The sequence below is a fragment of the Streptomyces sp. NPDC047525 genome (assembly GCF_040643025.1).
GTDB classification, from domain to species: Bacteria; Actinomycetota; Actinomycetes; order Streptomycetales; family Streptomycetaceae; genus Streptomyces; species Streptomyces durmitorensis.
The window spans coordinates 177,719-191,102 of the sequence record NZ_JBEYTL010000014.1 but is presented as its reverse complement, the minus strand read 5'-3'; the positions used below and the strand labels follow the sequence as shown (position 1 = coordinate 191,102).

Annotated in this window: 12 protein-coding genes; 5 read left to right on the top strand and 7 right to left on the bottom strand. The window is 71.3% G+C overall.

From position 1 onward, the window contains the following. Window positions 1-60: 60 nt before the first annotated feature. The 5 genes from ABZ833_RS33315 to ABZ833_RS33295 form a co-directional block, all read right to left on the bottom strand. On the bottom strand, window positions 61-1,062 hold the full coding sequence (locus tag ABZ833_RS33315) for a proline racemase family protein (protein ID WP_361054554.1): 1,002 nt from the start codon (window positions 1,060-1,062) through the stop codon (window positions 61-63). A 38-nt stretch (window positions 1,063-1,100) separates the two neighbouring features. Beyond that, the gene (locus ABZ833_RS33310) at window positions 1,101-2,003 is read right to left on the bottom strand and encodes a dihydrodipicolinate synthase family protein (RefSeq protein ID WP_361054551.1); all 903 of its coding nucleotides are present in this window, start codon (window positions 2,001-2,003) and stop codon (window positions 1,101-1,103) included. A 61-nt stretch (window positions 2,004-2,064) separates the two neighbouring features. Then, window positions 2,065-3,579, bottom strand: a complete 1,515-nt coding sequence (locus ABZ833_RS33305) for an FAD-dependent oxidoreductase (protein WP_361054548.1) — start codon at window positions 3,577-3,579, stop codon at window positions 2,065-2,067. After that, window positions 3,576-3,923 (bottom strand): (2Fe-2S)-binding protein, encoded by a 348-nt coding sequence (locus ABZ833_RS33300; RefSeq protein WP_361054545.1) that lies wholly within the window; start codon window positions 3,921-3,923, stop codon window positions 3,576-3,578. The genes ABZ833_RS33305 and ABZ833_RS33300 overlap by 4 nt, the downstream gene beginning before the upstream one ends. Beyond that, complete coding sequence (locus ABZ833_RS33295) at window positions 3,920-5,098, bottom strand: FAD-binding oxidoreductase (protein WP_361054541.1); 1,179 nt, start codon at window positions 5,096-5,098, stop codon at window positions 3,920-3,922. The genes ABZ833_RS33300 and ABZ833_RS33295 overlap by 4 nt, the downstream gene beginning before the upstream one ends. Window positions 5,099-5,209: 111 nt before the next feature. Between ABZ833_RS33295 and ABZ833_RS33290 the strand changes: the two genes are divergently transcribed. From ABZ833_RS33290 to ABZ833_RS33280, 3 genes are all read left to right on the top strand, one after another. After that, on the top strand, window positions 5,210-6,694 hold the full coding sequence (locus tag ABZ833_RS33290; protein WP_361054538.1) for an aminopeptidase P family protein: 1,485 nt from the start codon (window positions 5,210-5,212) through the stop codon (window positions 6,692-6,694). A 131-nt stretch (window positions 6,695-6,825) separates the two neighbouring features. Then, window positions 6,826-7,608 carry a polysaccharide deacetylase family protein gene (locus ABZ833_RS33285; protein WP_361054644.1) on the top strand — a complete coding sequence of 261 codons (783 nt, stop codon included), beginning with the start codon at window positions 6,826-6,828 and terminating at the stop codon, window positions 7,606-7,608. A gap of 43 nt (window positions 7,609-7,651) precedes the next feature. Further along, on the top strand, window positions 7,652-8,107 hold the full coding sequence (locus ABZ833_RS33280) for an SRPBCC family protein (protein ID WP_361054535.1): 456 nt from the start codon (window positions 7,652-7,654) through the stop codon (window positions 8,105-8,107). Window positions 8,108-8,146: 39 nt separating this feature from the next. Here ABZ833_RS33280 and ABZ833_RS33275 read toward each other — a convergent pair whose 3' ends face one another. After that, a complete protein-coding gene (locus ABZ833_RS33275) occupies window positions 8,147-9,565 on the bottom strand; it encodes an MFS transporter (protein WP_361054532.1) in 1,419 nt (472 codons plus the stop codon). 199 nt (window positions 9,566-9,764) lie between these two features. Next, window positions 9,765-10,640: a LysR substrate-binding domain-containing protein gene (locus tag ABZ833_RS33270; protein WP_361054529.1), complete on the bottom strand. Its 876-nt coding sequence runs from the start codon at window positions 10,638-10,640 to the stop codon at window positions 9,765-9,767. Window positions 10,641-10,800: 160 nt separating this feature from the next. Between ABZ833_RS33270 and kdgD the strand changes: the two genes are divergently transcribed. Both kdgD and ABZ833_RS33260 read left to right on the top strand, forming a co-directional pair. Continuing rightward, entirely contained in the window at window positions 10,801-11,715 is a 915-nt protein-coding gene (gene kdgD / locus ABZ833_RS33265) for a 5-dehydro-4-deoxyglucarate dehydratase (RefSeq protein ID WP_361054526.1), read from the top strand. A 1-nt stretch (window position 11,716) separates the two neighbouring features. Further along, complete coding sequence (locus ABZ833_RS33260; RefSeq protein WP_361054523.1) at window positions 11,717-13,345, top strand: aldehyde dehydrogenase (NADP(+)); 1,629 nt, start codon at window positions 11,717-11,719, stop codon at window positions 13,343-13,345. The last annotated feature ends 39 nt before the right edge of the window (window positions 13,346-13,384 follow it).

The following is a 13,384-nucleotide window of genomic DNA, read 5'->3' as shown; positions in this document are numbered from 1 at the left end:
TCCTGGGTGCAATGTCACGTGCCATGAGTATCCCAGCCCGGCGGGGGCTGTCTGCGGCCCCTACAGGACGAACCCCGCGGGGAAAGGGTCGTCCGGGTCGAGGAGGTACTGCGCGGTGCCGGTCACCCAGGCGCGCCCGGTAAAACTGGGCAGCACGGCGGGGGTGCCCGCGACCTCGGTGGTGGCCAGGAGCCGCCCGCTGAACTGTGTGCCGATGAAGGACTCGTTGACGAACTCGGTGTCCAGCGGCAGCTCGCCGCGCGCGTGCAGCTGGGCCATGCGCGCACTCGTCCCGGTGCCGCACGGCGAGCGATCGAACCAGCCGGGGTGGATGGCCATCGCGTGCCGGGAGTAGCGGGCGGTGGCGCCGGGCGCGTAGAGGTGGACGTGGTGGCAGCCGCGGATGGACGGGTCCTCGGGGTGCACGGGCTCGTCCTCGGCGTTGATCGCCTCCATGAGCGAGAGACCGGCCGCGAGGATGTCGTCCTTGCGCCCGCGCTCGAAGGGCAGGCCGAACTCGTCCAGGGGCAGGATCGCGTAGAAGTTGCCGCCGTAGGCCAGGTCGTAGGTCACCGAACGGCCGTCGGGCAGGGTGATCTTGCGGTCCAGGGCGACGGCGAAGGACGGCACGTTCTTCAGCGTGACGGACTTCGCCGCGCCGTCCTCGACGGCGACCTCGGCGACGACGAGGCCTGCCGGGGTGTCGAGGCGGATCGTGGTGACCGGCTCGACGACCTCGACCATGCCGATCTCCACGAGGACGGTGGCGACGCCGATCGTGCCGTGCCCGCACATCGGCAGATAGCCGGAGACCTCGATGTAGATCACGCCGTAGTCGCAGTCGGGCCGGGTGGGCGGCTGGAGGATCGCGCCGCTCATCGCCGCGTGGCCTCGCGGTTCGTTCATCAGGAGCTGCTTGATGTCGTCGCGGTGCTCACGGAAGTGGAGCCTGCGCTCGTTCATCGTCGCGCCGGGGACGGTGCCGATGCCGCCGGTGACGACGCGCGTCGGCATGCCTTCGGTGTGCGAGTCGACCGCGTGCAGGACGAGCTTGCTGCGCATGTGCGGTGCCTTTCGTACGAGTCCTACGCGGGGGAGGTTCAGGCGAGCCCGGCGGCGATGGCGCGTTCGGTGGCGGTGCGCACCGCCTTCTCCTGCTCGGGGAGCAGCGGCACACGGGGCGGACGGCAGGGGCCGCCATGCCGCCCGGCGATGTCCATCGACAGCTTGATGGCCTGGACGAACTCGGGCTTGGAGTCCCAGCGGAGCAGCGGGTGGAGCTGGCGGTAGAGCTGGCCCGCCGTGCCCAGGTCGCCTGCCACGGCGGCGCGGTAGAGCGCGACGGACGCGACGGGCAGCATGTTCGGGTAGCCGGCGATCCAGCCCTTGGCGCCCGCGACGGCGAGTTCGAGCAGGACGTCGTCGGCGCCGATCAACAGGTCGAGTTCCGGGGCGAGTTCGGCGATGCGGTAGGCGCGTCGCACGTCTCCGGAGAACTCCTTGACGGCGTGCACGTACCCCTCGGCGTGCAGCTTGGCGAGGAGTTCGGGCACCAGGTCGACCTTGGTGTCGATGGGGTTGTTGTACGCCACGACGGGGACGCCCGCCTTGGCCACTTCCTCGTAGTGCGCGAGGACGGAACGCTCGTCGGCGCGGTAGGCGTTCGGCGGAAGGAGCATGACGGAGGCGCAGCCCGCGTCCTTGGCCTGCTCGGCCCAGCGGCGGGCCTCGGCGGAGCCGTACGCGGCGACGCCGGGCATGACGCGCTGCCCGCCGACGGCCGAGACGGCGGTCTCCACGACCTTGGCGCGCTCCTCGGGGGTCAGCACCTGATACTCACCGAGTGATCCGTTGGGCACGACGCCGTCGCAGCCGTTCTCGACGAGCCAGGCGCAGTGCTCGGCGAACTTGCCGTGGTTGACGGAGAGATCGTCGTTCAGCGGGAGCGCGGTGGCGACGAGGACGCCGTGCCAGGGGCGGGGGCGGTCGGCGGGGGTGGTCATGGGCGGGTCCCTTCGTTGCGGTGCGGTGCGGTGCGGTGCACGTTGCGGTACGGAGGTGTGGCTAGGAGGGGTCCTCGGCGTCGGCGTCGGCTTGGGCGTCATCGTCAGTGGTCCGTGCGAGCACGCCGAGGGGGACCGGCCGGGCGAAGGGCCGCCGCGCGGAACCCTCCTGGCAACCGGAGAGCCCGGCGACGGCGGCCGAGCACATCCGGCCCTGGCACCAGCCCATGCCGGCCCGGGTCAGGAGTTTCACGGACCGCGCGTCCGTGGCCCCGAGCTCGGCGACGGCCTCGCGGACCGCCGACGCCGGGACCTCCTCGCAGCGGCAGACCAGGGTGTCGTCGCGAAGCTGCTCGGCCCAGTGCGCGGGCGGCACGTACACGGCGGCGAGCGCGGCCCCGAACTCCCGCATCTTCGTACGGGACTTGGCGGCGGCGGCCCAGGCGCGCGGGTCGGGCGTGCGGCCCCGGAGCCGGGCGGCGGCCGAGCGTCCGGCGATGTGTCCCTCGGCGAGCGAGAGTGCGGATCCGCCGATGCCGGTGGTCTCGCCCGCGGCCCAGACGCCGGGGACGTCGGTGCGCTGTTCGGCGTCGACGGCGACGTTCAGGCCCTCGACGCGGCAGCCGAGCCCCTCGGCGAGATCGGTGTGCGGCAGCATGCCGTGCCCGACGGCGAGGGTGTCGCAGGGGATGTGCCGCTCGGTGCCGGGCCTGACGCGCCCCGCCGAGTCGAGCGCGGCGATGGTCACCGCTTCGAGCGCGCCCTTGCCGTGCGCTTCGACGACGGCGTACCGCGAGACCAACGGGACACGGTGGCGCAGCAGTTGACCGGCATACCGCGCCCCCTCCACAAGCTTGTCCGGGTGGGCGGCGAGGGTGGCCGCGTGCCGCGCGAAGGCCTTCGGGTCGGCGGACTCGACCAGGGCGGCCACTTCGGCCCCGGCAGCCGCGAGCCCGGTGGCGACGGGCATGAGCAGCGGCCCGGTCCCGGCCACGACGGCTACGCGCCCCGGAAGTACGAGACCTCCCTTGAGCATGGCCTGCGCACCCCCGGCGGTGACCACACCGGGCAGGGTCCAGCCGGGGAAGGGCAGAACCTTCTCGTACCCCCCGGTGGCGAGCAGCACGGCATCGGCGCGCACGGCCTCGGACCGCTCCTGGCCGGGCCCGAGCAGGGCATGCACGGTGAAGCGAGGCCCAGCGGGGCCGGGCACGGCGTACGCATCCGGGGCGGGGGCCGCGACCCCGGCCTGACCGGGCACCGCTACCGGCGACTGCCCCTCGGACGTACGGCGCTCCACGAACCAGACATGACGCTCCGTCAAGTACGTGATGCGGCCCGCCGCGATCTCTTCCGCCAGCCCGTCCCGCAGCCGTTCCCACGTCCGCCACTGGTGATGCAACGCCTTCGGGCGCCGCGCCCCGAGCGCCCCGGCGGGCTGACGGTAGAACTGGCCGCCCGCCTGCGCGGCCGAGTCGAGCACCGTCACCCGCACACCACGCCGAGCCGCGGCAAGCGCCGCCGCGAGGCCCGCGGGGCCCGCGCCGATCACGGCGAGCACCGGAGAAGCACTCATCGCCACTCCCCCGCCTCCCCGCCGTGACCGCTGCCGCCACTGCCGTGACCGCTTCCGTGCTGCGTCCGGATCTCGTCGCCGGGCGTGGCCGGGAGCAGGCAAGCCCGTTGGTTCGGCCGCCCGTTGACCTCCACCAGGCAGTCGAAGCAGACCCCGATCCCGCAGAAGACTCCCCTCGGCTCGCCCTCGCGTCGCGTGGTGCGCCAGGCGGTGATGCCCGACGACCAGAGCGCGGCGGCCACCGTCTGGCCCGGCAGGGCCGGGATCTCGCGGCCGTCGAACGTGACGGTGTGCGGTGGACGCGGGTGGGCGCGGACCAGGTTCAGGGGGGTGCGTTTGCTCATGACGCCTCCTCGGGCGGGCGGTCAGCGAAGCGGTCGGGGCGGAATGGGGTGAGGTCGAGGTCCGGGGTCGCACCGCTCATCACCTGGGCGATCAAGTGGCCCGTCCCCGCGGCAAGACCGATCCCCGCCCCTTCGTGCCCGCAGGCGTGGATGAGCCCCGGCACCCGGGCGTCAGGGCCGACGGCGGGGAGATGGTCCGGCATGTAGGGGCGGAAGCCCACGTACGCGCGCATCGCGCGGACGCCCTCCAGGAACGGGAAGAGCCGGGTCGCCCCCGCCGCGAGGGCCCGCATGACCGGCAGCGAGAAGGAGCGGTCGAAGCCGACCCGTTCGCGGCTCGCGCCGATCAGGATCGGCCCCGCGGCCGTGCCCTCGACCACCGGCGACGTCTGGAGCGCGGCGGATCCGCTGGCCACGTCGGCCACGTAGTCGGCGGCGTACACCTTGTGCCGGACCATGCGCGGCAGCGGTTCCGTGACGAGGACGAAGCCGCGCCTCGGCAGCACGGGCAGGTCGGCTCCGGCGAGGGCGGCGAGGTCGCCGCCCCAGGTGCCCGCGGCGTTCACGACGTACGGGGCGTGGATCTCGCCCTGGTCCGTGCGGACCCCGCGCACCTCGCCGCCCGCGGTCCGCAGCACGGCCGTGACGGTACAGCGCGTACGGAGGCCTGCCCCCAATGACCTTGCCATGCGCACGAGTTGGGCAGCGGCCAGGGACGGCATCACCTGGCAGTCCTGCGGGTAGTGGACGCCGCCCGCCGTGCCGGGGGCGAGGTGCGGCTCCAGTTCGTACAGTTCGTCCGCCCCGACGGCCCGCGCGTCGACCCCGGCTTCGCGCTGCCCGGAGGCGAACTCCCCCAGCGCCGCGAGCCCTTCACCGGACGACGCGACGACGACGCCGCCCTTGGCCTCGAACTCGACGCTCGCGCCCACGTCTTCATCGGCGGCCAGCTCCGTCCACAACCGGGCGGAGAGCAGCGCCAGTTCGAGCTCGGGGCCCGGTTCCTTGTCGGAGACGAGGATGTTTCCCTCGCCGGATCCGGTCGTGCCGCCGGCCACGGGACCGCGGTCCACCAGGACGACGGACAGCCCGGCCCGCGCCGCGTACAGGGCGCAGGCGGCGCCCACCATCCCGGCGCCGACTACCACAACATCGCAGGTCAGCCGCTTTGTCACGCCAGTACTATGTCACATGTTCCCTTACGGGCCAAGGGTCTCTACGCTGGCGGAACCGCCATTGAGTTACTCCGCCACGAGCCCCGGAACGGGGACGAAAGGGTGAACCCCATGACCAAGTCCGAGAAGCCCGAGGGATCCGAGAAGCAGACGCCCAGCAGGCCCAACCCGCGCAAGAACGGCCTCTACTCCGAGATCTCCGACGAGCTCTCCGCCCTGATGAGGACCGGCTGGGCCGACACCGAGCAGCGCGACCTGCGCCCGGCCGAGCAGGCCCCGCACGCGGCGCGCCGCCGCGCCGCCCTGTCCGCACTGTTCCCGGGCGAGCGCCTGGTGATCCCCTCGGGGAAGCTCAAGACCCGCTCGAACGACAGCCATTACCCCTTCCGCCCGTACTCCGCGTACGTCCACATGACCGGTGACCAGGCGAGGGACTGCGCCCTGGTCCTCGAACCGCGCACCGGGGAGGCCGGCGGCCACGACGCGCACCTCTACCAACTCCCCCGCGACAGCCGGGACAGCAACGAGTTCTGGATCGGCATGACGGCCGAGCTGTGGATGGGCCGCAGGCGCAGCCTCGCCGAGTCCGAGCTGCTCCTCGGCCTGCCCTGCCGTGACGTCCGCGACGCGCCTGCCGAGCTCGCCGCCTCGCCCGACGTGCCGACCCGCATCGTGCGCGGCCACGACGCGGCGCTCGAAGCGGCGGTGTCGACCGACGAGGAGCGCGACGCCGAACTGGAGGAAGCGCTCTCGGGCCTGCGCCTGGTCAAGGACGACTGGGAGATCGGCGAGCTGCGCAAGGCGGTCGACTCCACGGTCCGCGGATTCACCGATGTCGTAAGGGAGTTGGCCACCGCCATCGCCACGTCGGAGCGCTGGATCGAGGGCACCTTCTTCCGCCGCGCCCGCCTGGAGGGCAACCACATCGGCTACGGCTCGATCTGCGCGGCGGGCGAGCACGCCACGATCATGCACTGGGAGCAGAACGACGGGCCCGTGCGCCCCGGCGAACTCCTCCTCCTGGACGCGGGCGTGGAGACCCACACCCTCTACACCGCCGACGTCACCCGCACCCTCCCCATCGACGGCACCTTCACCCCGCTCCAGCGCAAGATCTACGACGCGGTGTTCGAGGCGCAGGAGGCGGGCATCGCCGCGGTGAAGCCGGGCGCCGCGTACCGCGACTTCCACGACGCCGCGCAGCGGTACCTCGCGCACAAGCTCGTCGAGTGGGGCCTCCTCGAAGGCGACCCGGAGCGGGTCTTCGAGCTCGCCCTGCAGCGGCGCTTCACCATGGCGGGCACGGGCCACATGCTCGGCCTCGACGTCCACGACTGCGCCCAGGCCCGCACCGAGGAGTACGTCGGCGGCGTACTCGAGGAGGGCATGGTGCTCACCGTCGAGCCCGGCCTGTACTTCCAGCCGGACGACCTCACCGTGCCCGAGGAGTACCGGGGCATCGGGGTCCGCATCGAGGACGACATCCTCGTCACGGCCGACGGCAACGAGAACCTCTCGGCAGGTCTGCCGCGCGGCGCCGCGGCGGTCGAGGCCTGGATGAGCGGCCTGGCGGGCGACCTGGCGGGCGACCGCTAGAGGGCGCGTACCTGCTGGCCACGGGCCCGGGGCGCGTCCAGGAGACCCCTCTATACACACCGCGTATACACGCTATGTATAGTGCGGGCATGCCTGCTGCGAAAAACAACATGCTCGCTGTGAAAAGCAAGATGAAGCGATCCGCCCAAGGGTTCCGTCACGCCTCTGTGATGACGGTCATGACCTCCGCGGTCATGGCCGTCGCTCTGACGGGATGCACCAAGGTGGACACCACGTCGCCCAGTTCCGCCCGCAAGGACGCGGCGGCCGTGAGCCTCAAGAGCCAGGCGCGGCTCGGCACGGTCGACTGCCGCAAGGCGAAGTGCGTGGCTCTGACGTTCGACGCGGGGCCGAGCGAGAACTCGCCGCGGCTGCTCGACATCCTCAAGGAGGAGAAGGTGCCCGCCACCTTCTTCCTGCTCGGCAAGAACCACATAGCCAAGCACCCCGAGCTCGTGAAGCGCATGGCGGCCGAGGGCCATGAGGTGGCGAGCCACACCTGGTCGCACAAGATCCTCACCGACATCACGCCGGACGAGGCCCGCGAGGAACTGCGCAAGCCCAACGAGGCGATAGAGAAGCTGATCGGCCACAAGCCGACGCTGATGCGCCCGCCGCAGGGACGCACCAACCCCGACGTGAACGAGATCTCGCGGAAGGAGGGCCTCTCGGAGGTCCTGTGGAGCGTGACCGCCAAGGACTACACGACCAACGATTCCGCCCTGATCAAAAAGCGCGTCATCGATCAGACCCAGCGGGACGGCATCATCCTGCTGCACGACATCTACAAGGGGACGGTGCCCGCGGTGCCGGGCATCATCGACGAGCTGAAGAAGCGCGGCTACGTCTTCGTGACGGTGCCCCAGCTGCTCGCGCCGGGCAAGGCCGAGCCCGGGAAGATCTACCGGCCGTAGCCGGCCTGCGGGCTTCCACGCCGGGGCCTGGCAGGATCGCCGTGTGGCTCTCTTCCGTATCGACCGGGAATCGTCCCTGCCCGCCGGCGAGGTCTGGCGCCGGCTCACCGCGTGGGAGCGGCACGCCGACGTGGTCCCGCTGACGCGGGTGACCGTCCGGACGCCGCCGCCCAGCGGCGAGGGGACGGTGTTCGTCGCCCGCAGCGCGCTCGGCCCCGTCGGCTTCGACGACGTGATGGAGGTCGTGACGTGGCGCCCGGCCGCCGGCGGCGGGGGCCTGTGCCGACTCGAGAAGCGGGGGTCGTTCGTCACCGGGTGGGCGGAGATCGAGGTGTCGCCCCGGGCGGAGGCCGGTTCTACGGTCGCCTGGCGGGAGGACCTGCGCGTGCGGTGGCTGCCGCGGGTCTTCGACGGGGTGCTCGTGGCTGCCGCCCGGTGGATGTTCGGGCGGGCGGTGGACGGGCTGCTCTCCTCTCCCCCGCCCCGCCCCTTCGCGTGACGGGGGCTGACGAGCGGGGGCTCACGCCCCGGCCCGCGGTCAGACGGTGCGGGACAGGTCGGCCTCGCCCGCGGTGTCCTCGAGGTCGTCGAGTTCGAGGCGCTTGATGTCGCGGACGATGAAGAGGTAGCTGACGACGGCCATGGCCGCGGAGGCCCCGACGAAGACGAGGGCGAGGTCGAACGAGCCGGTCACGTCGATGATGTAGCCGATGACGATCGGCGTGACGATGCCCGCGACGGCCCCGAAGGTGTTGAAGACTCCTCCGGCGAGGCCCGCGATCTGCTTCGGGGAGATGTCGGCCATGACGGCCCACCCCAGGGCGCCCAGTCCCTTGCCGAAGAAGGAGACGGCCATGATCGTGACGACGAGCCAGGACGCGTCGACGTAGTTGCAGATCAGGATCGACGTGGACAGCAGGAGCCCGACCACGATGGGCGCCTTGCGGGCGGCGGTGAGGGACATGCCGCGGGCGACGAGCCGGTCGGAGAGGAAGCCGCCGAGCACACCGCCGGTGAATCCGCACAGGGCGGGCAGCGAGGCGACCAGTCCTGCTTCGAGGATCGACATGCCGCGTTCCTGGACGAGGTAGACCGGGAACCAGGTCAGGAAGAACCAGGTGATGGTGTTGATGAAGTACTGACCGACGAAGACGCCCAGCATGGTGCGGTTGGTCAGGAGCTTCTTCAGGTAGACGAGGTTCTGCCGCGCGCCGGTGCTCTGCCCGGAGTCCGCCGTGTGCCCGGTCTCGTCCTTGACGGTGTGCTGGTCCATGTCGATCAGCGCGCCTCCGGCGCCGATGTGGTCCAGTTCGCCCTGGGTCATACGGGGATGACTGCGGGGCGGGTGGATGACCCGGGTCCACACCAGGGCGAGGATCACCCCGATGCCGCCGATGATCGTGAAGACGTGCTCCCAGCCCAGGGCCACCACGAGCCAGCCCATGAGCGGGGCGAAGGCCACCGTGGCGAAGTACTGGGCGGAGTTGAACAGGGCGGCGGCGAAGCCGCGTTCCTTGGTCGGGAACCAGGCGGCGACGATGCGCGAGTTGCCGGGGAAGGACGGCGCCTCGGCGAGGCCGACCAGGAAGCGCAGGAGGAAGAGGAGGGCGACGGCCGCCCCGGAGAAGAAGCCGATCGCGCCCTGCGCCATCGTGAAGACGGACCACAGGAAAATGGCGCCGCCGTAGACCTTCTTCGAGCCGTAGCGGTCAAGGAGCCAGCCGCCGGGTATCTGGGCGATGAGGTAGGACCAGGAGAAGGCCGAGAAGAGAATTCCGAGCTCGCCGGAGCTGATCCCCAGATCCTTCTGCATGGAGTCGCCGGCTATCGAAAGCGTGGCCCTGTCGGCGTAGTTGACGGTGGTGACCACGAAAAGCATGGCCAGAATCCAGTACCGCAGGCGGCCCTGCCCGGTACGGGTACGAACCGGCTCGTCCCGCCGGTCGATAAGTGTCATGGGTCGTCAGTCTCCTCGACTTTGAGGGAGGGGTCCGCACCTCTTCCCCTGTGGCCCAGGCCACACAGGCGGGTTGCTGGCAACTGACCGTAGGGCCGCCGTTTGATTCCCGTCTATATCGAATGTTGTATGTTCCGATACCTTTCTTGGATCGCCGCGTCGGTATCGGGCATAACTCCGGGCATAACTCCGCCTCCTTTCAGAGGTGTTCGAGAAGGCGGTGCAGCGCGGGATTGTCATTGTTTCCCCGCCAGGCCAGGGAGAGTTCGACGGCCGCGGGAGCCGCCAGGGTGACCGGCCTGAAGATGACTCCGGCGTACCGCAGCTGGGTCGCGGCCTCGGGGACGAGCGCGACGCCGCGCCCGCCGTTGACGAGGGCGAGGATGCTGTGGACCTGGCTGAGGTACTGGGTGAAGACCGGGGCGATGCCCGCGGCCCGGAACACCGAGATCAGCAGTTCGTGGAAGTAACGGGCCTCGATGGGCGAGTACATCAGGACGTCCAGGCCGTCGAACTCGGCGATGTGGAGGTCCCCGGCGCGGACGGCCAGCGGGTGCCCGGCGGGCAGCGCGGCGAAGATCTTCTCCCGGGCGACGATGCGGGACTCCAGGTCAGGGGTGGTGACAGGGGGCCTGACCAGGCCCAGGTCGAGGCTGGACTCGGCGAGCGCCTCCAACTGGTCGCGCGTGACCATCTCCCGCAGGACGATCTCCACGCCCGGCATGACGGTGCGGGCCCGCGCGAGCAGCGTGTCGAGCATCGTGTAGGCGCTGGCCGCGGTGAAGCCCACCGCGAGGCTGCCCGCGAGGCCGCTGGAGACCTGCCGCACGGCAAGCGTCGCCTGCTCGGACTGACGAAGGACCCTGCGGGCTTCGTTGAGGAACGTGCGTCCCGCGTGGGTCAGGCGCACCGAGCGGTTGGTGCGGTCGAACAGCTGGACCCGCAATTCGCTTTCCAGGAGCTGGATTTGACGGCTCAGCGGCGGCTGCGTCATGCGGAGACGCTCGGCCGCGCGACCGAAGTGGAGCTCCTCTGCAACGGCCACGAAGTTGGACAGTTGCGCGAGAGTGAACAACGATGCTCTCCAGGTATCAATGGATGCGTTTTTGGTGTTGGACGTGAATCGTTCGGCGATCCTAACCTCGCTGTAGCCGCATCCAAGCGGTGGAGAGCTGAAGGTCACACGGCCCTGTCTCCACGCGCAGATGTCATCACGCCGAGGAGTTCCGAGGATCATGCCGCAGTTTTCACCCGCAGAGGTCGCACGGAAGATGGGGTCGGGGCTGCTCTCCTTCCCCGTCACGCATTTCCACGACGACTTCTCATTCGACGAGCCCGCCTACCGGGAAAACATCGGCTGGGTCGGTGAATTCTCCCCGGCGGGCCTGTTCGCGGCAGGCGGCACCGGTGAGTTCTTCTCCCTCACCCACGAGGAGATCGGCCGGGTCGTCACGGCGACGGTGCAGGAGGCTCCCGAGGGGCTTCCCGTGATCGCCCCGGCGGGCGGCGGCACGTTCGACGCCATCGCCCTGGCGCAGCGGGCCGAGCAGGCGGGCGCCGACGCGGTCCTGCTGCTCCCGCCCTACCTCACCGAGGCCTCGCAGGAAGGTCTGGCCGCCCACGTCAAGGCGGTGTGCCGGGCCACCACCCTCGGCGTGATCATCTACAGCCGGGCGAACGCGGTCTACGACGCGACGACCGTCGCGGAACTCGCCGAGGCCTGCCCGAACTTGATCGGCTTCAAGGACGGCGTCGGCGACCTGGAGCTGATGACGCGCATCTACGCCCGCCTCGGCGACCGGCTCCTCTACATCGGGGGCCTGCCCACCGCGGAGATGTTCGCCCTGCCGTACCTGGAGATGGGCGTCAGCACCTACTCCTCCGCGATCTTCAACTTCGCCCCGCGCTTCGCCCTCGACTTCTACGACGCCGTACGCGCCCACGACAGCGAGCAGGTCTTCCGGCGCCTCAACGACTTCGTCCTGCCCTACTGCGCGATCCGGCGCCGCACGGCCGGCTACGCGGTCAGCATCGTCAAGGCGGGCATGAAGGTCATCGGCCGCCCGGCAGGACCCGTGCGCACCCCCTTGACCGACCTCACCGAACCCGAGCTTGCCGAGCTCGCCGACCTGATCAAGAAGGTGGTGTGAGATGACCGCGCCCGTCTCGCGTCTCACCGGCCACCAGCTCACCGGCCATCAGCTCATCGGCCATCAGCTCATCGGCGGCGAAAGCACCCCCGGCGACGACGCCTCCTTCCACGCCGTCGACCCGCGCACCGGCCTGCCCCTGGAACCGCCGTTCACCGCCGCGTCGTCGGCGCAGGTCGAGCGTGCGGCCTCCCTCGCCGCCCAGGCCTTCGACACCTACCGGCACACCACTCCGGAGGTACGGGCGGCGTTCCTGGACAGCATCGCCGCCCGCATCGAAGGCCTGGGCCCCCAGCTGCGGGAGCGGGTGATCGCCGAGAGCGGGCTGCCCGCGCCCCGCGTGGAGAGCGAGACCGCCCGCACCACCGGCCAGTTGCGCCTCTTCGCCGACCACGTCCGCGAGGGCGGCTGGCGCGACGTGCACATCGACACCCCGCGGCCCGACCGCACCCCGCTGCCCCGCCCCGATCTGCGCCGCCGCCAGATCCCCCTCGGCCCGGTCGCCGTGTTCGCCGCGAGCAACTTCCCCCTGGCGTTCTCCGTCGCCGGCGGCGACACCGCGTCCGCCCTGGCCGCGGGCGCCCCGGTCGTCGTCAAGGCGCACCCCTCCCACCCGGGCACCAGTGAACTGGTGGGCCGCGCGGTCCAGGCCGCCGCGCGCGAGCACGGTCTGCCGGAGGGTGTGTTCTCCCTCCTGCACGGCCCGTCCGAGGAACTCGGCCGCGCCCTGGTCACCGACCCCCGCATCAAGGCCGTCGGCTTCACCGGGTCCCGCGGGGGCGGCCTCGCCCTGGCCGCGGCCGCCGCTGCCCGCCCCGAGCCGATCCCGGTCTTCGCCGAGATGTCGAGCACCAACCCCGTCTTCCTCCTGCCGCACGCCCTGCGGCAGGACGCCGGGGAGTTGGGCCGGGCCTTCATCGCCTCCATGACCAACGCGACCGGCCAGCTGTGCACGAGCCCCGGCCTCGTCTTCGCCGCCGAGGGTGCGGACCTGGAGGCGTTCGTCGAGGCGGCGAGCGCGGCCGTCTCGGGGCACACCGCCGCGCCGATGCTCTCCACGGGCATCCGGGACGGCTACGAGCGGGGCCTTGCACGGGCCGAGGCGGTCGACGGTGTCGTCGTCCGCGGGCGCGGCACGGACGACCCGGCGGTGACCACCGCGGGCCGGGCCGCCGTCCTGGTCACCGACGCCGCCACGTTCCTCGACCACCCCGAGCTCCGGGACGAGGTCTTCGGACCGGCCGCCCTCGTCGTGCGCGTCCCCGCCGGTCCCGGTCTGGAGACCGTCGCCCGCGCTCTGGACGGCCAGCTCACGGCCACCGTCCACGCGGTCGACGCCGACCGGGAACAGGCCGCCAATCTCCTGGACATCCTGGAACTCAAGGCGGGCCGGGTGCTCTTCAACGGCTGGCCCACCGGCGTCGAAGTGGGCCACGCCGTGATCCACGGCGGCCCTTACCCCTCGACGACCGCGCCCGCCACCACCTCGGTCGGCACCGGCGCCATCGCCCGCTTCCTGCGCCCGGTCAGCTACCAGAACGTGCCCGCCGAGCTGCTTCCGCCCGAGCTGGGCGACGACAACCCGCTCCACCTGTGGCGCCGCGTCGACGGCACCCCCACCCGGGGCTGAAGCCCACCCGCCGTATCCGTCCATCTCACAGTCAGGCCA